This window comes from Methylomonas albis (genome assembly GCF_014850955.1).
GTDB classification, from domain to species: Bacteria; Pseudomonadota; Gammaproteobacteria; order Methylococcales; family Methylomonadaceae; genus Methylomonas; species Methylomonas albis.
Window position 1 is genome coordinate 569,589 of the sequence record NZ_JACXSS010000001.1, and the last position, 23,559, is coordinate 593,147.

Annotated in this window: 33 protein-coding genes and 1 pseudogene; 21 read left to right on the plus strand and 13 right to left on the minus strand. The window is 43.1% G+C overall.

Annotation, left to right across the window (positions count from 1 at the left end; translation table 11 throughout):
- Positions 1–131: 131 nt before the first annotated feature.
- The 4 genes from EBA_RS02720 to EBA_RS24695 all read right to left on the minus strand — a co-directional run bounded on the left by EBA_RS02720 (position 132) and on the right by EBA_RS24695 (position 3,158).
- Positions 132–812 (minus strand): hypothetical protein, encoded by a 681-nt coding sequence (locus tag EBA_RS02720; RefSeq protein WP_192373006.1) that lies wholly within the window; start codon positions 810–812, stop codon positions 132–134.
- 641 nt (positions 813–1,453) lie between these two features.
- Positions 1,454–1,804, minus strand: coding sequence for a hypothetical protein (locus tag EBA_RS02725; RefSeq protein ID WP_192373008.1), 351 nt, complete (start codon positions 1,802–1,804; stop codon positions 1,454–1,456).
- Complete coding sequence (locus EBA_RS02730) at positions 1,785–2,108, minus strand: GIY-YIG nuclease family protein (protein WP_192373010.1); 324 nt, start codon at positions 2,106–2,108, stop codon at positions 1,785–1,787. Before EBA_RS02730 ends, EBA_RS02725 begins: the two co-directional genes overlap by 20 nt.
- A 123-nt stretch (positions 2,109–2,231) precedes the next feature.
- Positions 2,232–3,158 carry a putative phage abortive infection protein gene (locus EBA_RS24695; RefSeq protein WP_192373012.1) on the minus strand — a complete coding sequence of 309 codons (927 nt, stop codon included), beginning with the start codon at positions 3,156–3,158 and terminating at the stop codon, positions 2,232–2,234.
- An 887-nt stretch (positions 3,159–4,045) separates the two neighbouring features.
- Between EBA_RS24695 and EBA_RS02740 the strand changes: the two genes are divergently transcribed.
- The 7 genes from EBA_RS02740 (at position 4,046) to EBA_RS02770 (ending at position 6,573) form a co-directional block, all read left to right on the plus strand.
- On the plus strand, positions 4,046–4,306 hold the full coding sequence (locus tag EBA_RS02740; RefSeq protein ID WP_192373014.1) for a hypothetical protein: 261 nt from the start codon (positions 4,046–4,048) through the stop codon (positions 4,304–4,306).
- Positions 4,307–4,424: 118 nt separating this feature from the next.
- Positions 4,425–4,754: a hypothetical protein gene (locus EBA_RS02745; protein WP_192373016.1), complete on the plus strand. Its 330-nt coding sequence runs from the start codon at positions 4,425–4,427 to the stop codon at positions 4,752–4,754.
- Positions 4,755–4,770: 16 nt separating this feature from the next.
- Positions 4,771–5,157, plus strand: coding sequence for an H-NS family nucleoid-associated regulatory protein (locus EBA_RS02750; RefSeq protein WP_192373018.1), 387 nt, complete (start codon positions 4,771–4,773; stop codon positions 5,155–5,157).
- A gap of 87 nt (positions 5,158–5,244) precedes the next feature.
- A complete protein-coding gene (locus EBA_RS02755) occupies positions 5,245–5,697 on the plus strand; it encodes a hypothetical protein (protein WP_192373020.1) in 453 nt (150 codons plus the stop codon).
- Positions 5,687–5,896 carry a hypothetical protein gene (locus EBA_RS02760; protein WP_192373022.1) on the plus strand — a complete coding sequence of 70 codons (210 nt, stop codon included), beginning with the start codon at positions 5,687–5,689 and terminating at the stop codon, positions 5,894–5,896. Before EBA_RS02755 ends, EBA_RS02760 begins: the two co-directional genes overlap by 11 nt.
- Before the next feature lie 166 nt (positions 5,897–6,062).
- Positions 6,063–6,281 (plus strand): hypothetical protein, encoded by a 219-nt coding sequence (locus EBA_RS02765; protein ID WP_192373024.1) that lies wholly within the window; start codon positions 6,063–6,065, stop codon positions 6,279–6,281.
- A 100-nt stretch (positions 6,282–6,381) separates the two neighbouring features.
- Entirely contained in the window at positions 6,382–6,573 is a 192-nt protein-coding gene (locus EBA_RS02770; RefSeq protein ID WP_192373026.1) for a hypothetical protein, read from the plus strand.
- Positions 6,574–6,618: 45 nt separating this feature from the next.
- Here EBA_RS02770 and EBA_RS02775 read toward each other — a convergent pair whose 3' ends face one another.
- Positions 6,619–7,077 carry a YccF domain-containing protein gene (locus EBA_RS02775; RefSeq protein WP_192373028.1) on the minus strand — a complete coding sequence of 153 codons (459 nt, stop codon included), beginning with the start codon at positions 7,075–7,077 and terminating at the stop codon, positions 6,619–6,621.
- 143 nt (positions 7,078–7,220) lie between these two features.
- Here EBA_RS02775 and EBA_RS02780 point away from each other — a divergent pair, with 143 nt between their 5' ends.
- Positions 7,221–7,532 (plus strand): H-NS histone family protein, encoded by a 312-nt coding sequence (locus tag EBA_RS02780; protein WP_192373030.1) that lies wholly within the window; start codon positions 7,221–7,223, stop codon positions 7,530–7,532.
- A 2-nt stretch (positions 7,533–7,534) separates the two neighbouring features.
- A complete protein-coding gene (locus EBA_RS02785; RefSeq protein WP_192373050.1) occupies positions 7,535–8,020 on the plus strand; it encodes an HNH endonuclease signature motif containing protein in 486 nt (161 codons plus the stop codon).
- A 62-nt stretch (positions 8,021–8,082) separates the two neighbouring features.
- Here EBA_RS02785 and EBA_RS24520 read toward each other — a convergent pair whose 3' ends face one another.
- The 8 genes and pseudogenes from EBA_RS24520 to EBA_RS02825 form a co-directional block, all read right to left on the minus strand.
- Complete coding sequence (locus tag EBA_RS24520; protein ID WP_225615868.1) at positions 8,083–8,454, minus strand: Rap1a/Tai family immunity protein; 372 nt, start codon at positions 8,452–8,454, stop codon at positions 8,083–8,085.
- Between the two features lie 269 nt (positions 8,455–8,723).
- Entirely contained in the window at positions 8,724–9,206 is a 483-nt protein-coding gene (locus EBA_RS02795) for a hypothetical protein (RefSeq protein WP_192373054.1), read from the minus strand.
- A gap of 224 nt (positions 9,207–9,430) precedes the next feature.
- On the minus strand, positions 9,431–9,724 hold the full coding sequence (locus EBA_RS02800; protein ID WP_192373056.1) for a hypothetical protein: 294 nt from the start codon (positions 9,722–9,724) through the stop codon (positions 9,431–9,433).
- 231 nt (positions 9,725–9,955) lie between these two features.
- Entirely contained in the window at positions 9,956–10,588 is a 633-nt protein-coding gene (locus EBA_RS02805) for a hypothetical protein (RefSeq protein ID WP_192373058.1), read from the minus strand.
- A 58-nt stretch (positions 10,589–10,646) separates the two neighbouring features.
- Positions 10,647–12,095 (minus strand): annotated as a pseudogene (locus EBA_RS02810) (DUF3987 domain-containing protein).
- Between the two features lie 107 nt (positions 12,096–12,202).
- A complete protein-coding gene (locus EBA_RS02815) occupies positions 12,203–12,685 on the minus strand; it encodes a hypothetical protein (protein WP_192373064.1) in 483 nt (160 codons plus the stop codon).
- 156 nt (positions 12,686–12,841) lie between these two features.
- Positions 12,842–13,129 carry a helix-turn-helix transcriptional regulator gene (locus EBA_RS02820; protein WP_192373066.1) on the minus strand — a complete coding sequence of 96 codons (288 nt, stop codon included), beginning with the start codon at positions 13,127–13,129 and terminating at the stop codon, positions 12,842–12,844.
- A gap of 306 nt (positions 13,130–13,435) precedes the next feature.
- Positions 13,436–14,185 carry an IS5 family transposase gene (locus EBA_RS02825; RefSeq protein ID WP_192373068.1) on the minus strand — a complete coding sequence of 250 codons (750 nt, stop codon included), beginning with the start codon at positions 14,183–14,185 and terminating at the stop codon, positions 13,436–13,438.
- 501 nt (positions 14,186–14,686) lie between these two features.
- Between EBA_RS02825 and EBA_RS02830 the strand changes: the two genes are divergently transcribed.
- The 12 genes from EBA_RS02830 (at position 14,687) to EBA_RS02885 (ending at position 23,548) form a co-directional block, all read left to right on the plus strand.
- Positions 14,687–14,929, plus strand: a complete 243-nt coding sequence (locus tag EBA_RS02830) for a type II toxin-antitoxin system Phd/YefM family antitoxin (protein WP_192373071.1) — start codon at positions 14,687–14,689, stop codon at positions 14,927–14,929.
- The gene (locus EBA_RS02835) at positions 14,926–15,192 is read left to right on the plus strand and encodes a Txe/YoeB family addiction module toxin (protein ID WP_192373073.1); all 267 of its coding nucleotides are present in this window, start codon (positions 14,926–14,928) and stop codon (positions 15,190–15,192) included. The genes EBA_RS02830 and EBA_RS02835 overlap by 4 nt, the downstream gene beginning before the upstream one ends.
- Positions 15,193–15,469: 277 nt before the next feature.
- Positions 15,470–16,285 (plus strand): hypothetical protein, encoded by an 816-nt coding sequence (locus tag EBA_RS02840; protein WP_192373075.1) that lies wholly within the window; start codon positions 15,470–15,472, stop codon positions 16,283–16,285.
- Between the two features lie 169 nt (positions 16,286–16,454).
- Positions 16,455–17,204: an IS5 family transposase gene (locus EBA_RS02845; RefSeq protein ID WP_192372303.1), complete on the plus strand. Its 750-nt coding sequence runs from the start codon at positions 16,455–16,457 to the stop codon at positions 17,202–17,204.
- Between the two features lie 449 nt (positions 17,205–17,653).
- Positions 17,654–17,962 carry a nucleotidyltransferase domain-containing protein gene (locus EBA_RS02850; protein WP_192373077.1) on the plus strand — a complete coding sequence of 103 codons (309 nt, stop codon included), beginning with the start codon at positions 17,654–17,656 and terminating at the stop codon, positions 17,960–17,962.
- A complete protein-coding gene (locus EBA_RS02855; RefSeq protein WP_192373079.1) occupies positions 17,959–18,180 on the plus strand; it encodes a hypothetical protein in 222 nt (73 codons plus the stop codon). Before EBA_RS02850 ends, EBA_RS02855 begins: the two co-directional genes overlap by 4 nt.
- Before the next feature lie 106 nt (positions 18,181–18,286).
- The gene (locus tag EBA_RS02860) at positions 18,287–18,703 is read left to right on the plus strand and encodes a transposase (protein ID WP_192373081.1); all 417 of its coding nucleotides are present in this window, start codon (positions 18,287–18,289) and stop codon (positions 18,701–18,703) included.
- Positions 18,679–19,029 (plus strand): IS66 family insertion sequence element accessory protein TnpB, encoded by a 351-nt coding sequence (tnpB, locus tag EBA_RS02865; protein ID WP_192373083.1) that lies wholly within the window; start codon positions 18,679–18,681, stop codon positions 19,027–19,029. The genes EBA_RS02860 and tnpB overlap by 25 nt, the downstream gene beginning before the upstream one ends.
- Before the next feature lie 36 nt (positions 19,030–19,065).
- Positions 19,066–20,661, plus strand: coding sequence for an IS66 family transposase (gene tnpC, locus EBA_RS02870; protein ID WP_192373085.1), 1,596 nt, complete (start codon positions 19,066–19,068; stop codon positions 20,659–20,661).
- A gap of 165 nt (positions 20,662–20,826) precedes the next feature.
- A complete protein-coding gene (locus EBA_RS02875) occupies positions 20,827–21,426 on the plus strand; it encodes a type I restriction-modification system subunit M N-terminal domain-containing protein (RefSeq protein ID WP_229427424.1) in 600 nt (199 codons plus the stop codon).
- Between the two features lie 546 nt (positions 21,427–21,972).
- Entirely contained in the window at positions 21,973–22,266 is a 294-nt protein-coding gene (locus tag EBA_RS02880; RefSeq protein WP_192373087.1) for a helix-turn-helix domain-containing protein, read from the plus strand.
- Complete coding sequence (locus EBA_RS02885; protein WP_192373089.1) at positions 22,256–23,548, plus strand: type II toxin-antitoxin system HipA family toxin; 1,293 nt, start codon at positions 22,256–22,258, stop codon at positions 23,546–23,548. Before EBA_RS02880 ends, EBA_RS02885 begins: the two co-directional genes overlap by 11 nt.
- Positions 23,549–23,559 lie beyond the last annotated feature (11 nt).

Sequence of the window (23,559 nt, forward strand, 5' to 3'; positions counted from 1 at the left end):
TATGTACTAGCCTTAAGACCGCTGTGTGCACAGCACGGTGCCTCAGAGCTTAAAGCGCTCAAAGCATCATTTATAGAAGCCGCTGATTAGCGGCTTTTTTATTCGCTTCAAAAACGTGTCGTTCTGCTCTGTCACTCTACCGGACAATTCCGCAACAGCTGCTGATACACCAATTTTGCCAAATGTTGCCATTCCTCTCGCGAGTTGATATGACTAGAACGAAAGGCATTTTCAATGCGGTCAATGTGACGAGCGAATTTTGGTAACAGATCACGATCCAGTCTGACCGTAATACTGTCTTGATGCTCACTAACACAATGGGTATGACTGAGAATATTTAGCGCGTCCATCGCTTCGCTGATCATGCGAATGGTAATGCGCTGATTGGGTTGGTAGCGATTCTCCAATACCCATTGCCAGATGGCGACGCAATCTTTTTGATTAAGATGTTGCATTGGACGAAAGGTATTTTCCGATACCGAATCCAAATAAATTAACTTACGATCCACAGTCAGATAGGTATCGGTCGCTTGCAGTAAGCGGCAAATGTAGCTGTTAGAGATATGCGGTAAACGTTTGCGCAAGCAGGCTTGCGGTTTGGAAAATCCTAGAGCGATATGACCATGACGCGCAATCAGTTGCACGATGCTAGAAAATAATGCGACTGAAGCGCGTGATGCTTTGTTGATCAGTGCTTGCGCTTCCGCGCGAGACATTTTGGTTTTGACAATTTTGCCATCGGTGTTCATTTTGAATCCGTAAGCTGGATTTTTGAGACCGATGACAACCTTTAGGTAGTGGGTGCGCGACATTGTAAACTCCAATAAAAATACGATCAGTTGGTGTCGCATTTAAATTAGAATTTCTGTAAGTAAAGACTAGTTTAAGTTGACAATTGACGACCCTGAACAGACGATGAAGATTAATTCGAAAAGACAAATAAGCTGTCATTCAAAACATGCGATTAACTTCCGAAATCGTAATTACGATGTCAACACTCCTCCTCCGATTAGGCTAACTCTTCGGAGCCTCCGCTTGTATCAGCTATCGCTCACACGAGCGTACCAAAAACCATCTTGGTATTATCTATTTGATCTTGCGTTTACCGTATGATTTAGTTGGACCACACAACTAAAATGAATTTCAATTCACTAAAACAAGCTTTGATGTTTTTGCAGCTACTAAGTATTTCTTACCTGATTTTTCTGACCAAGAGCGCCAGCATTTTTCGGTAAAGCTGAAATGGGTCCCATCCGATTTCAGCGCGAAAAATTTGCTGGCAGTTTATGCCTTCGGCGGCCCCGATTCGTCCGCGTCACCTCGTCTCGACCCAACAGGGGGTCGAAACATCGGCTCTCGCATGACTTGACGCCGTGTCGCGATGCCTTGCAGGTTTTCTCCGCTTCGCTGCGAATACCCGCCCGGCGCTACGGCTATCGGGGACTAAAAATCTTCACTTCGCTATCGCTCCGTTTCCAAGATTTTCAGCGAATGCTACATTTACCCGAACTTTATTTCCAACCTCAAATCTATCTCTTTCAGACCTTGAGTACTCAATATTCATTCCAGCAGGAAAAGGTTGGCCTGCAATTGTGCGAACTCTCTTTCTTCCTTCCCCAATATAAATTTCCCCAATAACAGTTTGCCGTTGAGAGTCATCGCGACTCACAGTCGCACCTTCGGATTTCCTTTTCTCTAAATCGATATTTATACCGATTTGCTTTTCAAATGGGCTAAAATCAAAATCACGATGAGTTTTTGAAACTTCAGTTTTAACATTTAGATTATGCAGCATAATATTCAATAGCTATGGCCTCTTTATCCTTGGCAAGATTCTCGGTATTTGCTACACCAATTATGTAATGGATGAAATTATTGCCGCATTTACGTATAGCCCTTCTAAAGCTGTCGTTATAATTATGACTGAATTCAGTATTGGCGTCTGATAAATGTTCTTGCCATCGCTTAACTGGATCTGCCGCCATGCCCACAAAGACACCTTCAGAGCATTGGTGGGCATAAATCAAGTATTTGCTATTTTTAACAACATCTAATGAAAGATGATTTATTAGCTTAAATCTCATCTTAACTGGTAAATATAGGGTCATAAAATAAGTAAATTATGAATTTTGAAAAAAAGAATTACTTGTCTTTCCATGTAGATTATAGAACACGCAAACATTTAGAATCATCAGAAAACAGTACCATTGAGACCTTGACCGCTATAAAATCTATTTTGTACTGATTTTATAAGTAATTTCATTCCAGATATCTCTGTCATCAGGATAGACCAATACTTCGTTTTCTAGGTGCGTTAATAAATCGTATTTTTTCATCAACGGCAAAAACTTAACTAAACCAAACTTTGGATTCAGCGAATTGTAGAATAATAATGCAAGTTCAAATTTTGACAACTGAGCACGAATTAAGTTTGTATATATTTTTTTTTCATTTTCCTCAATGTTGGCTATATCTACAAATTTTATGATATTGTAAACTGTTCTAAAATAATGACCAATTATATGCCCATACTCATTGTAAAAATCATCATAGATTGTGTTGATTATAACTATTCTTGGCGATAGTCTATGTTCGCCAATTTTGCTGTTATGAGCATCAAATAATGCAATAAGGGGACTTTGATTTACCGACTCAGTGTTACTTGTATTGTAATCGCCTCTCGCATAGCCATGTAAAAAAACATTTTTTAAAATATCATGTAACTTTTGAATACACTTTCTATTTGTAACCACGCCAGAAAATATTAGAGGGCTTTTGTCGTCACTTTCTTCTTCAGGCATACCTTCTAAACTTAAGTTTTTTATTATTTCATTTAATAAAGAAGCCAATTGGAAAAAAGTAGACTCAAAATTCTGTTTATTCAAAACTGAATTCTGGTACTGAAGTATCTTTCTGGTGTCTGAAAGTTCGTCTTTTTGCAATCTATATGATTGAATTATCCAATAAAATGCAAAGCCAGCAATTACTGGATTCAGTGTTCCTCCTATATAATCACCAAAAGTACCCCAATCTGCATTATTAGCTGACAGCTCCGTACCAAAGTTTATTACGTATTGCGCAATAACAAATATTGATAAAACCACAACAACTACAATTGATAACACATCTTTTTTAAGTAACGATTTTTTATTATTCACGACTTTATAATTAATTTTCTGCTTAAGACTATGATTAAAATGGTTCAAAACCTTTATTAGCAATCAAGCATAGACTTGTGTTACGCTGATCGCAAAGCTGTTGTCGCGCCTTTAAGTAACATAATAGTGATACAGAAATCGGACAGGTTTTTATTCAAAGAGCGCCAGCATTTTTCGGTAAAGCTGAAATGGGTCCCATCCGATTTCAGCGCGAAAAATTTGCTGGCAGTTTATGCCTTCGGCGGCCCCAATTCGTCCGCGTCACCTCGTTTCGACCCAACAGGGGGTTGAAACATCGGCTCTCGCATGACTTGACGCCGTGTCGCGATGCCTTGCAGGTTTTCTCCGCTTCGCTGCGAAAACCCGCCCGGCGCTACGGCTATCGGGGACTAAAAATCTTCACTTCGCTATCGCTCCGTTTCCAAGATTTTCAGCGAAGGATATATGTACGGATGTATGACTAACTTGGAAGGCGGTTATTCATTCAATTGCTATCACTCCAAATCATAAACAGAAGTCCGGGATTGGCCGAATTTCCTCTGATAGAGCGTTGCATTTTGCAGGAAATTGCTTAGATATGGCGCTAGAAAGTGACAATTTCATTGTTTTACTAGCTAACACTTGATAAGTTGCGACTTGACTTAACATACTTGCAATATCAACGACTCCAATTGCGCTCAGCTAGCCAAGATTGACATAACTACCTGTATTTGTTAGTATTATTGCGCAGTCGCACTCTTTTTACGCGATTGTCTTATCTCTCGCTGACTCCCCAAACGCTTAATTACTTCGTTGCTACTGCTCGTCGTTGACGATTATGCAGTCAGCGTTGTCGTGCCTGTCGTTCAGGAATGCGAGGTATTTTTAATAGATCAGGAGAACAAACTATGGCTGCGAGAGCAGATGACGATGATAGCGCAGCAGTCCACTCATCTGAGGCGGTAGTACTGTGCTTGATGGAGTGCAATGAAATCTATCTGAACTTGATGGATAGCGATACTCAGGATAACAATCTTAAGCTGAAGGACATGGGCAAAACGTTACGAGTGTATGCGCATTGTTTAGCGGCAATCGGTGCCAACGATGCGGCGTCAGAAACGCTTGACGATGTGGACTTGTACGAAGCGGAAAACGCGGAGTACGAGTAGCGTCTAGCACAAATCTCGCACTAGACGCTTTTGACACGATGACCCCTGTTTACGTTTGGCGACTGAGCAGTAGTCATTTTCTGTGTGCTGTCGTGAATCACGACAATTGGGATTTACCATGAATCAAGTTAATCAAGAAACCGAACCCGAAACTACTCAACCCTTTCTATTTGGTCTAGGCAGTTTGTACGTCACGCAAGGCATTCAAGCGCTGATGGATCAAGGCTTAGATATTACGCCGTTTATTCAACGTCACGTCACTGGTGATGATGGCGATCTTAGCGAAGACGACAAAGCGGAAAATCGCTTATCGCTGAAACAAGGCTACCGTATCTTGTCTGCGTATCACTACCAATATGCTGATTGTCCAGAGCAGTCCATCAAGTTCTGGATCATCACGGAAGCGGACCGCTCCACTACGACCGTCTTACTACCCGAAGAATATTGAAACTTGGAGATTATTTATGACCACAAAAACCAATGCAAACGCTTCCAAACTTAACCTCGAAGACAAATCTATCACTGAACTACAAGAGCTGTTTGCTTCTACCCAGCTTCTGTTGGAGCAGAAACAAGGTGAAATTCGTGCAACCGCTGTCCAGAAAATTAATGAGATTGCCAAAGAAGCCAGAATCAAAGTCTGGATACGTGAACCCAAACAACGCGATGCAAAAGCAGAAAAGCTCTGTCGTAATCCCGATGATCCTTCGCAGACGTACAACGGCAAAGGGGCCAGTCCAAAATGGCTCAAGGATAAAGTTGCCGCTGGAGCAAATAAGGATGATTTTTTAGTCAAAGCAGACAGCGACAGCAGCGATAAAGCGACAGCCGAATCAGCAACTCAAGCGTAATAACTCGTCACGTCTATTCCATCAAAAAAACGGACTGCTGCGATGTCATTGGCAGTAGTCCACTTAGTCTAACTGTAAGTCACTGTCATGAGCATAAGCGATCACATTACTTGGTATTCGGAACGTCACACGTTGCACATTGACCTGTCGTCGCTAATCAACACACCCATCACGCTGATACTGACCAGTTGGAATCATCCTTATGGAATCAACTGGCAATTAATTAACGATCAGGAACAGATTGACGAGTATTACGATGATCCCTTCACCGCACCGTATTTTCCCATTTGGGAATGCCTAACCGATGTTGACGAATATCTCAACCAAATTCCAAAAGCGATTGCCGTCACGTTGCATCAATACCGGTCTGACAGTTTTGGAATGCTGATGCTGCTCAGTCAGCATAAAAAACTGAGTAATTTCTATGGAAAATATTGGACGCCGTTTTGGTTAATTTTTAGACAGGCAAAATGTGAGCGATGGACGCAACAGCAGTTTGTCAGTGTCTGCGAATCAGGGATATGCGCTGATGACGCTTGACGTTGTCAATGTCAACGCGCAACTTGCGACTGTGCTAGCCACGAGCGACACGCTAGATGCGCTCAGAGCTTACGAGAAACGCGTATCCGACACGATTAGAAAAACAGAGCTGCGCGTCTACGCAAAATCAGCGCATGACGCACTAGGCGACTCTACAGCGATTCCTCAGCGGATATATCAGCAACAGCAGCAGCGCTAAAGCACAGCTAGCGATTGAGAGCGATTCACGCGACTGCCATCAGAGGATGCGATTGTTCGCTTTGGATGGCAAATCACAAACTCGTATTGAACAGTGTTTATTATTTCACAGACAGATTGGTAGTCGTGACGTACACTTCCTCTGTTTTCACTTCTTGGAGCCTACCATGTCAAACTTAGCCACTCAGAATTACATTACATTGTCCCAGCAAATTAATCACGCATTTTTATCCCCCAAAGGCTATGACGGTTATCGTAATATGCAAAGTCAAGGTGGTCATGGCATGTACGACTCGTATATTCGGCAAAATAAATGTTTTGCGAGTGGTATTACTCAGCTGAATTTTCAGGTCAGTTTTGTTAGTAAATTCAACGGAACCATCTAATCCAACACAACCTAGCGTCCGTTACTTGCCTGAGTGACATTAAGCTCAGTTTAAGTTCGTTTGTCTACGATAGGTCGCAGTTAATTCATTAGGGATGAACATGAACACCTCCACCAGTCTTTACCAACAATTGCAATGCTTAAACGGCAGTAGCGGTAGACCCTATATCACGACAGATGGCGTATTAGGCTATTGCATCACCGGACCAGTAATGGAATTGCCGTTAGACTTTAAGGAATGGTATCAGCCACACAACAATCGCGAACTGTTGCATTATGACAAGGCTGCATAATATTTGAGCGCTTGTAAATCATTTTAAGCGACAGCAGTAACACACTTAGCGATGTCGTGACTGATCTACCCAAGCATCAGCGTTTGCGCGTCGTATCGCATCAGCTTCTTCAGTTGTCACGATGGTTTGACCAATCGGTGCTAATGCAATCGCCGCCAATTTGAGATGTTGTATCCCAAACGGAATACCGATAATCGTAGAGAAATTGATGACGGCGGAAATAATGTGACCGATGGCCAACCACAATCCCGCAAACACGAACCAAATCAGATTACCAATAAATCCTAATGCGCCAGTACCAATGTCATCATGTTGCTTGAGTTCACGACGACTGATGGCTTCCTTGCCAAACGGAAAGAATGAAAACTGTCCGATGACAAAACACGCTTTTGCCCAAGGAATACCAACGACAGTTAAGAACGCAACCACACCTGCGAACCACCACGCTAAGCCCATAAAAGCGCCGCCTAATACGAACCAGAAAAAATTACCAATTGCTCTCATGCTTGACGCTCAGCAGTACCTAAAATAAATCCCATCATAGCGTTTTTACCCATAGAAGATCATTTTTGTCCGTTAGCAAATTACAGTAACTCTGCTAGATTAGTCCTTTAGCTATTACCATTTTATTACTGAGAATACTCATCATGAACTTGGAAACAAAATCACCGGAAGAAATACAAGCCATCATTGCCAAAGCACAAGCGGAACTCATTGAGAGACAACAGAGTAAACGCAAAGAAGTGCTTGCTCAGATTAAAGAGCTTGCTGCGTCAATCGGTGTAACTGTACAAATTAGCGATAGCAGCAAGTCAGCCGATAAACGCTCGTCCACTGTCGTAATCAAATACCGTGATTCTGAAAATCCAAACAACCAATGGACAGGTAGAGGATTAGCCCCTAAATGGATAAAAGCTTATCAAGCTGCTGGTCGTAGTAAAGAAGAGTTTTTAATCTGACGATGAATAGATTATCCATACCCTTATTAGTATTACTGACAGTAAGCTCAATCAGCATTGCAGTTACGGACGATATTCCTGATTTATCAAAAACACCTGGAGTTGCTCGTCCTGGACTGACAAAAACCAAAATCTGTAGCATTAAGTGGGGAGCGGATGAGCGTCATGTCACGCCTAATATGAAGAAGCAAGTGTTTGCTAATTATGGCTATAGCGGTTATGACGATCCACATTGCATTGCAGATGCGCATAACAAAACCTGTGAAATTGATCATTTGATTAGTCGTGAACTAGGTGGAGCTGATGACGTCAGTAATCTATGGCCACAAGCGTATGGAGGAACACCTTGGAACGCTCACCTTAAGGACCGACTGGAAAATCGTTTAAACAAAGAAGTGTGCCAAGGACGTTTATCGTTGAAAAATGCGCAACAGCTATTGGTTAATGATTGGCGGATTGCTTATCAAAAATGTTTTGGATCACCGTAATAACTTTCTTGATGATCTACAGCTTGGGGCGTTTTTGATGCATTTAGTTGACTAGTTAGAGATCATTTGCAGGACCAGTGCTCAGACAGCGCCTGATAAACAACTTTGTCAGGTTTTTCCTTGATCATGTCAGGATGTGTCGCCATATACGTGTAGACCACAGACTTTAATTCGTAAGCGCTGATGCCAGTATTTTTAGGAACGCAGATTGTCGGAGGCAAAGTAGTTGCCAGCATATCCATGACTCCCATCAAGTAGCCTTTACTCATGCCGCCTTCATAAGATTCAATACCGTTCATGTCATTTTCTAGCCATTGGTAAAGGTTAGTGCTAGAAAAGAATTCGGCATTGGTACTTGAACAAAAACAAACCGGATAGACAACAATCAAGTAGGTTATTAGCTGTCTAAGACGTAGTTTGATTACATGGCGCATGTTTGGCGATAGATAAATATTCGTTACTCTGGAAAACTGAAATAGCTAAATTAAGATCAAGCGCGTATTTATTAGGTGAATAATAACTATTTTCCAATGATCCCACCAGTGCAATACCAATTTAGAATTGCATTATAAATTTTATTATAGTTTAAGTGTCACTATTTCGTGCTTTATTTTTCAAAGTGTAGTTACTAAGCTATTGAATAATTTTTTATTTTAAGGTTTTCTGATCTGAAATCTTGTAAATTATATTTTGTAGATGCGTTTTATTTGAGGCGTTTGCTGGCGTATTTCTTGTTAGTTTTTAATATATTAATTTCTTTTTCCAGAGCGGTTATAATCTTTTGGAGAGCAGGGCGCTTATGGAATAGTTTCTCGTATTCATTATGCTTAAGGTGCTTAAATACTCTGTCTCGTGCAAGATCAAAATCCAGGCCATCTACATTAATAGGATAAACACGATACTCGTCAATATATCTACGGTAACGGAGTCTCAAATTTCTGTTGCATTGATTAAAAGCGAAGTTTAAACCATTTGAAATAGTATCCGAACGAAATGCTTTTGAGAAACGTGTATCAGTCAGAAAGTCATTGCGATAAAATTTTATCTTAATTAAGTGCTTAAGCAGGTCTGAATTTAAGCCATACATAGAGCAACGAAGACCTCTTAAGCAGTATTCAATGCGCTGATAAGAACTGCCTACTGGTTTTAAGCCTTTTTTAACACGTAGCGCATTCTTATCGTACATTGTCACTTGACAGTTACTACGCTTACTTCCTAATATTTGAGATTCAAGTTTACCTTTTTTATTGCGAAATATTTTTGATGTAACGGCTCTGTCAATATGAAGATATAAGTTGTCTTCAATGCCAAAAATATCAAGAGTTAAATCCAGCCTTGTTATGTTAGCATGAAAATAAATTGTTTTTACAATATCTAATCCAAGCGCTTTAATAAGAAAACGTCTTAATTTTATACGTCCTTCTTTCTTAAGTTTTGTTGGGTTGGTTTCAATGCGAAAAAATTATGAGATGAAGTTATCGGATATATAGAGACATCTACTTTATGTTCATTTAAAACTGTAATTTGATAGTTGTTATTATATCTCTGGTTGCTATCAGAAAATACTCTGCCATTATACTGTTTATAAATTTTATCTACAGTAAAGCGCTTCAATACTATATCCTTATTGTAACGATCTAGGCGTACAGTAAAAGCAATCTTATCTATTAGTAGACGTGTTTTGATTGATCTGGTTGTTTTCATCTTAACACTCTTATGTTTAATTAATTAAATTTAGATCTTTCAAAAACAAAGTGCGTAGTATGTTGGGTAAGTAAGGTAAATGCTATTTTCACTAAATGCACATGCACTTTGATTGAATAAATATAAAATTAGTATTAAATATATGCTTTTAACGTGCTGTTAGTTTAATACCGTATTCCGTAATGTGATTTGTTTGCGTTTTCCGTGGTTATTTGGCAAAGGTATGGGTAATTACATTCTAAATATCGTATTTTGTGTTCTGTCCTTTTTTTGGTATTTCGTGAAATCTACATTCCAGTACGCAAATTTTGATTTAATTGCTGGTTTCTTTAAAGGGTCTTCTGAGTTGATGCAGTTGGGATTCTTGCTTGGCTGGTTATAAAAATTCCGCACTGCTTGCATTATTAATCGCTTGCTTGGGTAGATAGTAGTGTTTAGTTTTTTCTTGCCCTTTCTGAGGCGTATGCGGTTAGCGTTTGTTACACATTTTTCAATGAATTTATATTCTGATGCGTGATCAAAAATACAATTCCAGTCTTCAATCGCAGCATTATGTTTTAAAGCTAAAAGCGGCTCAATTTCCATTGACCCTTGCCTAAGATTTAGAACTGATTCAACAATGGCTGCATTTATTAGGTCACAAATTAATTTTTTACTAATATTAGGGTTTCGTCCGATTTCACTATAAATAAAAACCCTATCAGAGTTATATCCCAAGTGAGCGTTGTAATAAACAAGAAGATAAATATCGCGTCTAAAATCGTGCATAGCAGTTTTAATAGCTACACCATCCAGAATAGTATCCTTTATCCATTCCTCCACTTGCTCTAAATCTAAATTTACTCCACGGTTTATTATTAACATATTTGGGGTCTTATAATTTGTTATTGAATGAATGACGGGTGCAAGGAGTGTTTAAAAGCTAATTAAACGCTTTTGGATTGACCGCATATTTTTGCGATGGACTACCTTTTCTTTTCTCACTGTGAACTTCTTTTATAAAGTTCTCCTTTAGTAAAAGATCAATGCCAATGTTAACTTCATGTCTTCCAAGTCCAGACCGATGTTTGCTGTATATGTCTCTTATACTAAAAACTGGCTTTAAATCATGATAGTCAATTATTTGTATTAATTTTTCAGCTACTAATTCTGAGATGTCTGCGAATGAGTATATTCTGCGGGCGTGCGACTCAAGGTACTTTCCCCATTCTATAGCTAACATAAGCGTGTTACTTTTAATGTCTTCTCTTGAGTCTTTATCCGCTAACTGAATGCAATGAAATATAAGGGCTAAACTTGGAACTAATTTTGAGTATTTTGCTAGGTGCTGCTTCATGATAGGGCTCTCTTCATTGGCATTTTGTTTTTCTAAGAGTCGTCTTTGCCATCTGTTGAATATTTGTTGAGCATTTCTTGAAAATTTGAAATAGGGTTGGTCTTTATTTGGCATCTTAATTCCCCCATGTTCAACGAAATTCATCTTTAAGATTTTTCTCATCAGGCTATATACTCGTTCGGTGGCTTCTTTGTCCGGGCTAATATCCGTTGAGTCATACATTTCTAACTCGTCAGGATATACTGCGAGTTGAAATCGTTGAATCAAACCATCATTGCGAATTTCTTTGGCCTTGATTACATATTATTTAATAGTGTCAGGTTGAGCCGTTCCTAGTACGCTGATACTCGTGGTTGTAGCGTTGGTATTTCCGCGTATGATGGTGCTATTGACATAACCTGTTTTATTGCTCCAGGCTGATAAATAATAAGATCGCTCCGTATTGTTCTTCTCCCATTTTGCTAACAAGCCAACTATTTCGTCGCGGATTAAGAATATACCTCTGCTATTTGTTTTAAATAATTCGGTCAGCTTAGGTATTGTGGTTTCGTTGGTTTTTAATATTACCCCATGATGTCTCTCTTTAATTGCCTTCAAGACATCGTAATATTCAAGTCTAAGGGCCTCGTCTGGGTCTATCCTTTCCTTTGCTAAGTTTCCAATGCGTTTTTCAATGTCCTTTAATTTTGCTTTATTTTGTATGTTTCGTAATTGATATTCTTTTGAATCTTCTTCAAATTCGTCGTCAATTTCTCGCTGCAAACGTTGTATTAAAATCATAATTTCGTTCATAGCGGGGCTTTTCTTATTTGAAGGATTGGCAATTAATATCCCCCATAGATTTGCAAACTCCACCCAGTCGTCATTTTGCTTTGGTTTTATTGCACAACCTGATCCAATCAAAGAGCCAATGGCGATGATTGCGCTGATTGCTACTAAGTCAAAAGGGGTTTGTAATCGTTCGCTGGCATTTACCACCCATGCCCTAAGTTCTACTGGGAGCATTTTTTCCTTTAATGTCATCACGGGTGGCATCAATTTATTAATGTTACCTGGCTCCGGCCAGTCATCTTCTTCATGTTCATCATTTTTAAGTCCCCACTCTTCGGGAATATCATTTGCGTCAATTAGAGCCTCTGCAATCACACTATGTAACAACGCGATTGATTTTTAAAAGTATTATTCCAGTTTGAGCCGCTTATAGTTTTTAACCAATCCAGAAAGCTATCCCCTTCTGATATTTCATCATTTCGTACAATCTTAATTATCGGTGGTTCATCTAATTTAAGTATTTCTGCTGCAATAAGTTTCATATTTCTTTCTCCTAGTTCATCATTTTTGGGAAATAAATAGACTTGTTTGCATTTATTCAATGGCGACCAGTCAGTTTCGTGTTGAAAATTCCAGTCGTGTGCTGAAGCTACAGCGCAATATCTTAATTTTCTGAATATCTCCGCTTCAAATTCGTTATCTGCGATCAGTATTTGCTCATTATTAGTTGTGTTTAAAAATAGACTTAAATTTAATGGGGGGATTTTTCCAAGGTCAGCATCTATGCTATTTATCCATAAATAGTAAATACATCCTTTTGACTTTTGTGCTGCCGTAATATGCTGTATATCCAACTATATTGTTTTTCTCATCGCAAAATTGGAAACTTCTTTTCAGTATTAATCCGTTATGTTGCTCAGGTATAATGCTGTGGTCTTTGTCTATAATCATAATTTATTCTTAATTTTTAGTAACGTTTGCTTACTCTATAATATTAATAATCTTGATATTCACTTAGCTGTTGTGTCTATTGATTTTCTTTTTTTAGCTCTTTCTTGTAACCACTGATTTACTTCGCTTTCAATCCAGCCTTTTGTATAACTTGTTAAAGATATAGGTTTTGGGAAATCCCCTGATGCTACTAGTCTGTATAAGCCTGATCTTGAAACTCCCGTTTTTTCGCACACAGCCTTTATTCGTATTATTTGAATCTCCGTGGCTATTTCTGGGCCGTCAGAACAAGATTCTTCTTTGTTTTCCGTGTTTTTTTGTCTATAATTAATATCGTTTTTTTTCATTGGGTTGTGTCCAAAGTGATTCTTTAGGGTATAACGATCTATCGCTGTTTTTGACAAACAGTCTCTCTTAAGCCGCTACCTGCAAAATAAGTGTTTAGCTTAATTCGGTATTGTCTTGATTTTAGGGCGCAAGTAGGCCCTACTAGATTTATATCTAGCGTTAGAGATGTTGAATGCGCAGTCAGTTAATTTCAGTTTATGTGTTCATGATCCCTCCAGGGCATCTGTTTTATTTGAAGCGTAATAGCTAATTTAAATAATTGGTTTAAGCCATTGGTGTAGCGTCAACTAGGGGCTGTTGCCGTTTTACATGGGCAACCAAATGAAAGCGCAGGCCAAAGCGACGACACTTTCAAAATTGCGTTTCAATTTGTCATATCGCGTCGCGATGGCTCTGGAATGTTTCAGTCGCGCAAATACATTTTCAACGAGGTGGCGATACTTGTAGAGGCACCAGTCCATTTCGTCATTCCCAATGGTTGAGTTCTGTTTTCTAGGAATGATAGGCACACTCCCTTTGTCTCGAATTTGAATACGTAAAGACTCACTGTCATAGCCTTTATCAGCAATCATGTGGGCAGCCAAAGGGAGTTTAGCCACCAATTCCGGCGCTTCTTTACAGTCGTGCACCTCGCCCCCCGTCACCGAGAAATGAATGGGCAGCCCGCAAGCATCAACGGCCATATGGATTTTGGTGGTGTTGCCCGCGACGGATTTTCCAATGGCTGTTTCCTGCTCATGGGCCGCGCCACTACTATGTTGATGAGCCTTCACAATACTGCCGTCGATAAATGCCCATTCCAAATCCGGTTCCACCACCAGTCCCCGAAAGATACCCATCAATTTTTCCTGAAGCGACCACGCGTTGAATCGTTTATACACGGCATTCCATTTGCCAAACGTTATAGGCAAGTCTCGCCAGGGGCAGCCTACTCGCAAGCGATAAAAAATCCCCTCTACCGTTTGTCGTAGCGAAGGCTTGTCATAAATCCCCAGGCTCAACATGATGGCTTTGAATTTATTCCAGTATTCATCCGTAAACAACTGTCGTGGCATCGCTTGAGTATAGGTTGATTGAAAAACTCAAGCATTTGGGCTATTCAGTTCGATTTCAAGGCTATCATCCCAAAACGGCAACAGCCTCTATACTTATGAATCTGTTTGTAAAAAAGGAACAAAAAACTATCAAAAATGTACCCTACTTGAGCTTGAGTATTGTGTCTGCTATAGCGTCTTGATCAATTGATTGTCAGTTTATAAAAATTGAAAAATTATTAAAGGTACGTTTTTTTTCAATTTTTGTACCCCCCAATTTTTACCTAACTACGAATGCCTACTGAAAGCCAATTTAGATTTTGTTCTGTAGATTGGCGGCGCTATGCTTTTGAAAGCGGGTTCTCGTAAAGCATATTCAGTGCCTGAGCTACCTGTAGACACCTGTTCAACCATCGCAACACCAACGCCCTCTAAATTCACAAATGGCAAAACATGATTGCTGTTGAATATGAGTACGTAATAACGTACGATTGGCAAAATCCTTTCTCATTGGAGTCTTACATGCAAACACTCACAGCAAGCGAAGCACGTACAAACCTTTATAGACTCATAGATCAAGCAAACGAATCGCACGAACCGATAACAATTACTGGTAAACGCTCTAACGCTGTTTTGCTTTCCGCTGAGGATTGGTCAGCGATTCAGGAAACGCTCTTTCTATTAAGTGTTCCCGGTATGAGAGAGTCTATTGTTGAGGGTATGGCGACACCTGCTGACGAATGTAGCAAGGAACTAGATTGGTGAGCTGGGAGTTAATCTTCACGAAGCAGGCACAAAAAGACGCAAAAAATCTTGCATCAGCGGGTTTAAAAGAAAAGGCTTTGCAGCTGCTAAAAATATTGGAAAGCGATCCGTATCAAAATCCACCAGCCTATGAAAAGCTAGTGGGTGATTTATCAGGCGCGTATTCACGGCGAATCAACATTCAGCATCGTCTTGTCTATCAGGTGCTTGAGTCTGAGCGACAGGTGAAGATTTTACGGATGTGGAGTCATTACGAGAAGTAGACGTTCCTCAAAAATTGCCGTTGAATTCTTTTGTCTGTTGATCTTGAGTTCAAGCTACAGGTTCCGATGCAAATCAAGTCAACGATTCCGATATAATTGCGTCAGTGTTGATTAACGTTTTTTGGACGTGATGAAACAGCGAACTGTTGATCATTTACCTAAATGAGGGATTTCGCTATAGTCTATTTTTTGTCGTCAATTGATGCTGAATTTTAATACACCTCTAAACTTCCCTAGTTGTAGCGTAAAAACATTATTGGTACTCTAAATAACTACAATGAATCAAAAAAATCAGAATAATCATAGTGATCCGGATACATCTGTAGACTCAAGGGAGACTTGTTCCAAAATTGAGTTTACTCCTGAGGAATTAAGTGGCGCAGAATCTGACCGTGTTGAGAAACTTAGAAAGAATATTGATGATTTTTATGAGCGAATACCCCTTGCTCTTCGCGACCTCCCAGATGCACAAGGGAAATGCCTACAGCTTCTGTCCAACGCAGAAGATTTTCTAACACCACCAATTTTCAGAAAAAATATAATTGATGCAAGATTGGCTTTGGCAAAACTAGAGATAGAGATACGAAGGTCTCAAAGTGCCAAAACGTCTTTTATTGTTGTGGTTGCGATTGTCTATATATTTGTGTTGTTTGTAGGCGGGTTAACTGCAGCAAAAGTAGTTACAGTTGGTACAAGTGCGAAAGAGTTAAATGCTCTACTAATAATGGGAATTCCGCTTCCAATTTGGATTTGGGGGATGATTGGGAGTTTAACTTCAATGTTGTTACGCGCTGGCCAGTTTCCTTTCACGGACAGAACGGAAGCATATAGGTGGTTAATGTTTAGGCCTATAGTTGGAATAGTTATGGGTGTTTTAACTTATCTTATGGTAATTGCCGGCCTTATTGTTTTTGCTGGTACTGCAAATACCCAAACACCTGAATTGATTTGGATTATTGCATTTATTGGAAGCTTTAGTGACAATCTCTCAATTAACTTGTTACAAAAACTGCTTGGAAGATTTCATATCGAAGAGTTATCCGACAAACAAGCTAGTAACCATATAAACGACAAAATCAAGCCGGACGAGTAGGGCTTTTGTGCTTGCACATATGCTTTTCTTTGTTCTGATTGTCAGGTTTCTGGTCTAAATCATCGTTTTCGTAATTTACTAGAGGCTGTTGCCGTTTTGGGATGATAGCCTTGAAATCGAACTGAATAGCCCAAATGCTTGAGTTTTTCAATCAACCTATACTCAAGCGATGCCACGACAGTTGTTTACGGATGAATACTGGAATAAATTCAAAGCCATCATGTTGAGCCTGGGGATTTATGACAAGCCTTCGCTACGACAAACGGTAGAGGGGATTTTTTATCGCTTGCGAGTAGGCTGCCCCTGGCGAGACTTGCCTATAACGTTTGGCAAATGGAATGCCGTGTATAAACGATTCAACGCGTGGTCGCTTCAGGAAAAATTGATGGGTATCTTTCGGGGACTGGTGGTGGAACCGGATTTGGAATGGGCATTTATCGACGGCAGTATTGTGAAGGCTCATCAACATAGTAGTGGCGCGGCCCATGAGCAGGAAACAGCCATTGGAAAATCCGTCGCGGGCAACACCACCAAAATCCATATGGCCGTTGATGCTTGCGGGCTGCCCATTCATTTCTCGGTGACGGGGGGCGAGGTGCACGACTGTAAAGAAGCGCCGGAATTGGTGGCTAAACTCCCTTTGGCTGCCCACATGATTGCTGATAAAGGCTATGACAGTGAGTCTTTACGTATTCAAATTCGAGACAAAGGGAGTGTGCCTATCATTCCTAGAAAACAGAACTCAACCATTGGGAATGACGAAATGGACTGGTGCCTCTACAAGTATCGCCACCTCGTTGAAAATGTATTTGCGCGACTGAAACATTTCAGAGCCATCGCGACGCGATATGACAAATTGAAACGCAATTTTGAAAGTGTCGTCGCTTTGGCCTGCGCTTTCATTTGGTTGCCCATGTAAAACGGCAACAGCCCCTAATATTTTGCAATAGGCCGGTCGGAGTCATTGGCGAATGTCATTGGGCTACTTACAAGCAATTGGACTCGGGTTCAATTCCAAATCTAGATTGGTACGGGCTCAAAAACACAAAAATACTGCTTGTGTGTTATCCTTGAATCTAGGTTATTTGCTGTGTGGCAATTGAGCAGTAACTATCGCAGTAACACGTAGTCAGTAGTTTGCTGGAGTGCTTGTCACCTCTGTGTTTCAGAGTGTGATTCGTTAGTCCCCACCTCCACCAAATACTAGTACCAGAAAAACCCAAGACGTACCAAACCCTGCGAGTTTAAAGACTTCGCGGGGTTTTTTATGTCTGATAAAGTCTACTAGAATCATGGCAACCGTATCCATTCGGTTACCTCGTTACATGGCTGAAAGGCTTGTAGATGCTGTTAAAGGAGCGACAAACCATGCGGTTATCACAATCTCAAGCCCAAACGATACGGGAAAGCGTCCTAAGCGACTTCGGTGAAGATGCCCATGTCTGGTTGTTTGGCTCAAGAGTTCGGGATGAAGAGAAAGGTGGCTATATCGACCTCTATATTGAGGTCCAAGCGCTCTCGGCAGCGGACTTGATCACCAGTAAATTGACGTTTCTACGTGATTTACATAAAAGGCTCGGGGATCAAAAAATCGACGTGGTCTTGCGTAAAGCCGATGGCTCGGTTGAATTACCTATTTATCAGATTGCTAAACAGACCGGGATTCAGTGGCAATGATTTCCGTGATACAAGAGAGACTAAAAATCTATGACCGTCATGCTGATAGGTTGCTTTGGGCTGTGAGTCAACTGCAACGCCATGCCCCATTTGACGAACACGACTACCCTGATGATTCTGAACTCAAAGCAGAAGTCATCAACAAGACTCTTAATCTAACCGCTTCCCTTCTTGATGTGTTGGATGCGGTAAAACGTTTCGTCCAAGCTTATTTGTAGTGTTTGGTAAACACCGATAAATCGTAAGCGCTCATTTAACTACGTCTGTCATCGATAACTGAAAGAGTCGAAGATGGTGTCCACCTTCGACTAAGTGGACACCTACATGCTAGAGACAAAGAGTGCGTTATCCAGGCGGTTAGTCATCGGTCACCGCTGTGATGGCCGATGCCGCTATGATCCGATCGCTAAACAAGAGCTGGTTCAGAGTTGCTTGCAGCCGGGTGTGTCGATTGCACGCAAAGCGCTGGAGCATGGCATCAATGCTAACCTACTACGAAAGTGGATCAATCACTATCAGGCCGCTGCGCGTGACACCCAAGCCGATGAGTTAGTGCCGCCACTACCGGCTTTTGTGCCGGTGCTGACACCGGTTATTAAGTCTCAGACGTGCGAAGCGATGCTGTCCATTACCCTAGTGAACGGTGTGCAGATGACGCTCCAGGCCATTGACCTGGCTGAGCTATCACCGCTATTAAACACCTTGGCCCACTTGCCATGTTCCGCTTCGACCCGGGGTTAAAGGTTTATCTGTACCGTGAGCCGGTGGACGGCCGTAAAGCAATCAATGGTCTGGCGCTGCTGGTCGAACAGGGACTCAGCCTCAACCCGTTTGAGTCGGCGGTGTTTGTGTTTAGCAATCGCCGCCGTGATCGGATCAAGTTACTGGCCTGGGATCGCAACGGCTTCTGGTTAATGATTAAACGCCTGGAGGCTGACCGGTTCCGTTGGCCGAAGCAGGAGGCGCTGATGGTGCTGAGCGTGGAACAACTCCATTGGCTATTAGAGGGCATTGATCTGGCCGCCATGCGCCCACATTCCGCCCGAAGCTACAGCCAAATTAGCTGAGGTTTCGTCGTCAAAAACCTTGTAAAATAGGCACTTATGACGACGACTATCACGCTGACATCTGACGAATATGCGGCCTTATTGGCCGAGCGGCAGTCGTGGTTAGCTGACCAGCAGTTGGTGCATATGCTCACCCAACAACTACGTGTAGTCACCGTCGAGCGTGATCTGCTCAAGCAGCGGGTCGATGCCTTTTTACGGCAGCTGTTTGCTGCCAAATCTGAAGCCCGAGCTAATCCTGCTCAGCGCGACTTGTTCATCAACGAAGCCGAAGCGTTGGCGCCCACCGGACAGCCGGTGGCTGAAGAAAGCATTCCCGATACTGAAGTCCAGATCGCCCCCCATAGCCGCAAGAAACGCGGTCGCAAGCCGCTGGATCCTTATCTGCCTCGCGAGATTGTCCGTCATGAATTGCCAGAGTCGGAACGGGTATGCGCGCATGATGGCAGCCCATTGGTGGAAATCGGTGCCGAAATCAGTGAACAGCTGGACATCATTCCACAACAAGTGCGGGTGATACAGCATCAACGCATCAAATATGCCTGCCCCTGCTGTGATGACAGTATCCGGGTCACCCCGGCACCAGTGCGGATTATTCCGAAAGGCTTGCTCACCGAGGCGGCACTGGCCTGGGTCATTACCGGTAAATATCAGGACGGCCTGCCGTTATACCGGCAAGCCGCGCTGTTGAGCCGTTTTGGCGGTGATTTATCCCGCAGTACGCTGGCTGCGAGTGTGGTGCGCGTAGGACATGCGTTGCAACCTTTGATTAATCTGTTGCGGGATCGACTACTGGAAGCGGATGTCATTCACGGTGATGAGACCGTGGTGCAAGTGCTCAAAGAACCGGGGCGCGCAGCACAGACCAAGAGCTATTTGTGGGTGCAGATGACCGATTCTGGGCCTCCGATCCGCTTGTTCAGCTATACCCCGGGGCGTGGTCGTAGCCAGGCGCAACCCTTATACGAAGGCATCAAACCCGGCAGCGTTCTGATGAGCGATGGTTATGAGGTCTATAACGGTTTGGCTGCCGGTCACGGCCTGATTCACTTAGGGTGTTGGGCGCATGCCCGACGCTATTTCGTCGAAGCCGAAGCCGCGCAGCCCAAACCAGCCCGAGTGTCTGAGCCACTAGCGACACGCTTTATCACCGCGATTGGCCAGTTGTACGCCATTGAATCACGGACCAAAGACGCCAGTCCCGAACAACGTCTGCAATTCAGGCAAACGCACAGTCGCGAGATCCTGGCCAATATCGAAACACTGCTGCTACAACACCTGCATGGCGTGATGCCTAACAGTTTACTGGGCAAAGCACTGCATTACCTGTCAGCCCAATGGCCAAAACTGATCCGTTTTGTCGAGAACGGCCGCTGGCCGATTGATAATAACGCCTGCGAAAATGCGATTCGCCCCTTTGTGATTGGCCGTCGCAACTGGTTGTTCAGCGACACGGTGGGTGGCGCACAAGCCAGCGCCAGTCTTTATTCGCTCATCGAAACCTGCAAAGCCAATAGCATTGAGCCTTATGGTTATTTGATTGCCGTGTTCCGGCAACTGCCTTTGGCAAAAACGGCAGAAGATTTTGAAGCCCTGTTACCTTGGCAACTCACACCCTCTGTCATACGTTAATAAACTCAGTCAAGGGTGGTGTTTAATAAGCGCTTACGATAAATCCCACTAGACGCCAGAATCAATTTAAAAAACCTAATGCCCATGGTCAATGACGACTAACAACAGTTTTTAAACAACCTCGATAAAAAACTCTGGACCAGCGCCGACAAGCTGCGCTCCACCCTGGATGCCTCGCAATACAAGCACACCGTACTCGGTTTGATCTTTTTAAAATACGTCAGCGATTCGTTTGATAGCCGCCGCGTAGAACTCACCAATCAATTTAAAAACCCAGACCACGAATACTATTTAGACCCTGCTTATTTTGGCGGCGCAGACAGCGCCGACTATCAAGCCGAAATCAATGCCGAACTGGAACAACGCGACTACTACGCCGAAACCAACGTGTTTTGGGTGCCAAAGGTAGCGCGTTGGGAGTTTTTGCAAAACCAAAATAAAGTCGTCATTAACAGCGTCATTTGGCTGACCAGAGCCGGAGACGTGCTGACTCAAGCGCCGGAAGATGACAGCGAAAAACGCCTCTGCACCCGCATCAGCTCGGTCGGACAACTGATCGACCATGCCCTGGAAGCCATCGAACACGATAATGCCAAACTCAAAGGCATCCTCAACAAGCGCTATACCAGTTTACAAATCGATCCTGCCAAACTGGGCGAATTGATTGACTTAATCGCCACCATCCCGTTTAAACACGCCATCTTACACATGAAGGGCAATTGTCGATTAAGAACACAAAAATTGAGAATGGCTCTATATGTGTAACTTGCATTGGCAGTTAGATGGGAAAGGCAATTGTTTCTCCTGCAAATGCATTTACTAATCAGCAAATAAACTCTATCGTTGTTGGTGAAAAATATTTTCGTAATTACCTATGATTTAATTTGAGGAACAGAAGGCAAGAGATTTTCCTTATTGGTAGTAGCGGTTCTACAATACCTATAATTAATAAATCAACTTTTGAAAAGTTAAGTATTACTAGGCCAAGTACTGATTTATTAATAAAATTTGACTCTACTATTGAAGCATCAATCAATAAAATCCTAGATGGATCTCTGGAGAATTTAACGCTCGCTAATGTGAGAGACACCCTTCTCCCCAAACTCCTCTCCGGCGAAATCTGCCTGAGCAATGGGTAATTATTCAAACTGGGTCTGTTGTCATTGTCCCTCACCCCAACCCTCTCCCGCTGGGAGAGGGGGCTTTTAAGCCACCTCGGAGATATGGAATTTATTGATGGATACAATGATATCTATTTTTGGCTTATAACGGCTATAATGGATACTATTGTATCCATAGCTCTGGTTAGTCATGCGTCGATTTTTATTGTTGGATGATGCGGAGGTGCAGCTGGCGTTTGCGGCGCATTTGCGTGGCCTGCGTGAACAGGCGAAGTGGTCGCGAGAGGCGCTGGCCGAGCGAAGCAGTGTGCCTGCTGCGACGATCAAAAAGTTTGAACGTACCGGGCAAATCGCTTTTCGGCAACTGCTGCTGCTTTGGCAGAGCCTGGATGACTTACAGCGCTTGTATGCCTTGACGCAGCCTGCCAGCCAGAGCGCGCCGCTGCCGAGTTCGATTGATGAGGTGCTACGCGATGAATTTTAAGCCCATCCAAAAGCTGGACGTTCGCCGCACCTTGTCAACCGGCGATTCGGTGGCGGTTGGGGTGCTGGCGCAAAATCGCCAGGGGGTGTTTTTTCAATACGCTGCCGATTACCTTGAGCGCTACGCTAACCTGTCGCCGTTTACCTTAAAACCGAGCACGGAACTACAGCTAGGGCCCGACACGCCGCACCAAGGTATTCACGGGGTGTTTGCCGACTGTCTGCCCGATGGCTGGGGCTTGCTGTTACAAGATCGGGTGTTTCGTCAGCAGGGTATTTTGGCGGCACACGTGACCGCGATGGATCGACTGGCATTTGTGGGGCATAACGGCATGGGGGCACTCAGTTTTGAACCGGTAGCGGATTGGCTGCCAGACAGCAGCGAGACGATTGATTTGGCGAACTTGGGTCTGGAGGCGCAGGCGCTGTTTGAGGGTGAAACGGAGCAGGTGTTGGCCGAGTTGGTGGCGGTAAGCAGTTCGGGTGGTGCCCGACCTAAGGCGCAGCTGTTTATGTCGCCGGATCAGCCGCTGCACTGCCGAACACGGGCACAGCCGGGCGATGACGCGTGGTTGGTGAAATTCACGTCGCAAAATCTGCCTTTGGGGCATGAAGAGGGCTTGTGTGAGGCGGCCTATTTGCAGTTGGCGCAGCGGGCCAAACTGGAGCCGCCCGAATGGCAGTTGTTGCAGGTGGCTACCCGCAGTGGTCCGCGTTCATGGTTGGCGGTAAAACGCTTTGATTGGTTGGGGGGCGCTGGGGATAAGGCCGGGCGTTATCATTTGCACAGCGCCTGTGGTTTGTTGGATGCCGATTTTCGCAGCCCCAGTCTGGATTATGCCGATTTGATTAAGGCCAGCCGACAGTTGTGCAAATCGCCTGCGGTGGGGCAGCGGCAATTTCGGCGGGCGTTGTTTAATTTGTTTGCCTGTAATCAGGATGATCACAGTAAAAACTGGGCCTTTTTGCAGGATGACAGCGGCGCTTGGCGCTTGGCACCGTTTTATGATGTGACGTTTAGTCCGCATCCTTACGCCGAACATGCCACGGCATTTGCGGGTTTTGGCAAAAATCCACCCCTTAAAGCCATGCAGACGCTTGCCCGCCATGCCGGGTTTGCCAACTGGAAACTGGCGCAGCAAGCGCTTGCGGAAGTCGTCGAGGTGGTTGCCAACTTTGCTGAGCTTGCCAGAGAGTTGGAGCTTAAAACGGAAACGATAACGCTGATTACCCGGCAATTAAACGCGGTTTGGCAGGCCAATAAGGGTTTGCTGGGCTCTTGAAACTGACATGC

Coding starts and splice junctions, on each gene's coding strand:
- EBA_RS02740 (WP_192373014.1), top strand. CDS start 4,046: ATGGCTGCGAGAGCAGATGACGATGATAGCGCAGCAGTCCACTCATCT.
- EBA_RS02820 (WP_192373066.1), bottom strand. CDS start 13,129: ATGAAAAAAAACGATATTAATTATAGACAAAAAAACACGGAAAACAAA.
- EBA_RS02845 (WP_192372303.1), top strand. CDS start 16,455: ATGCCACGACAGTTGTTTACGGATGAATACTGGAATAAATTCAAAGCC.
- EBA_RS02770 (WP_192373026.1), top strand. CDS start 6,382: ATGAACACCTCCACCAGTCTTTACCAACAATTGCAATGCTTAAACGGC.
- EBA_RS02800 (WP_192373056.1), bottom strand. CDS start 9,724: ATGAAAACAACCAGATCAATCAAAACACGTCTACTAATAGATAAGATT.
- EBA_RS02765 (WP_192373024.1), top strand. CDS start 6,063: ATGTCAAACTTAGCCACTCAGAATTACATTACATTGTCCCAGCAAATT.
- EBA_RS02760 (WP_192373022.1), top strand. CDS start 5,687: ATGACGCTTGACGTTGTCAATGTCAACGCGCAACTTGCGACTGTGCTA.
- EBA_RS02850 (WP_192373077.1), top strand. CDS start 17,654: ATGCGGTTATCACAATCTCAAGCCCAAACGATACGGGAAAGCGTCCTA.
- EBA_RS02775 (WP_192373028.1), bottom strand. CDS start 7,077: ATGAGAGCAATTGGTAATTTTTTCTGGTTCGTATTAGGCGGCGCTTTT.
- EBA_RS02730 (WP_192373010.1), bottom strand. CDS start 2,108: ATGACCCTATATTTACCAGTTAAGATGAGATTTAAGCTAATAAATCAT.
- tnpC (WP_192373085.1), top strand. CDS start 19,066: ATGACGACGACTATCACGCTGACATCTGACGAATATGCGGCCTTATTG.
- EBA_RS02885 (WP_192373089.1), top strand. CDS start 22,256: ATGAATTTTAAGCCCATCCAAAAGCTGGACGTTCGCCGCACCTTGTCA.
- EBA_RS02750 (WP_192373018.1), top strand. CDS start 4,771: ATGACCACAAAAACCAATGCAAACGCTTCCAAACTTAACCTCGAAGAC.
- EBA_RS02860 (WP_192373081.1), top strand. CDS start 18,287: ATGCTAGAGACAAAGAGTGCGTTATCCAGGCGGTTAGTCATCGGTCAC.
- EBA_RS02805 (WP_192373058.1), bottom strand. CDS start 10,588: ATGTTAATAATAAACCGTGGAGTAAATTTAGATTTAGAGCAAGTGGAG.
- EBA_RS02855 (WP_192373079.1), top strand. CDS start 17,959: ATGATTTCCGTGATACAAGAGAGACTAAAAATCTATGACCGTCATGCT.
- EBA_RS02840 (WP_192373075.1), top strand. CDS start 15,470: ATGAATCAAAAAAATCAGAATAATCATAGTGATCCGGATACATCTGTA.
- EBA_RS02830 (WP_192373071.1), top strand. CDS start 14,687: ATGCAAACACTCACAGCAAGCGAAGCACGTACAAACCTTTATAGACTC.
- EBA_RS24520 (WP_225615868.1), bottom strand. CDS start 8,454: ATGCGCCATGTAATCAAACTACGTCTTAGACAGCTAATAACCTACTTG.
- EBA_RS02880 (WP_192373087.1), top strand. CDS start 21,973: ATGCGTCGATTTTTATTGTTGGATGATGCGGAGGTGCAGCTGGCGTTT.
- EBA_RS02745 (WP_192373016.1), top strand. CDS start 4,425: ATGAATCAAGTTAATCAAGAAACCGAACCCGAAACTACTCAACCCTTT.
- EBA_RS02720 (WP_192373006.1), bottom strand. CDS start 812: ATGTCGCGCACCCACTACCTAAAGGTTGTCATCGGTCTCAAAAATCCA.
- EBA_RS02795 (WP_192373054.1), bottom strand. CDS start 9,206: ATGTACGATAAGAATGCGCTACGTGTTAAAAAAGGCTTAAAACCAGTA.
- tnpB (WP_192373083.1), top strand. CDS start 18,679: ATGTTCCGCTTCGACCCGGGGTTAAAGGTTTATCTGTACCGTGAGCCG.
- EBA_RS02785 (WP_192373050.1), top strand. CDS start 7,535: ATGAATAGATTATCCATACCCTTATTAGTATTACTGACAGTAAGCTCA.
- EBA_RS02755 (WP_192373020.1), top strand. CDS start 5,245: ATGAGCATAAGCGATCACATTACTTGGTATTCGGAACGTCACACGTTG.
- EBA_RS02780 (WP_192373030.1), top strand. CDS start 7,221: ATGAACTTGGAAACAAAATCACCGGAAGAAATACAAGCCATCATTGCC.
- EBA_RS02825 (WP_192373068.1), bottom strand. CDS start 14,185: ATGCCACGACAGTTGTTTACGGATGAATACTGGAATAAATTCAAAGCC.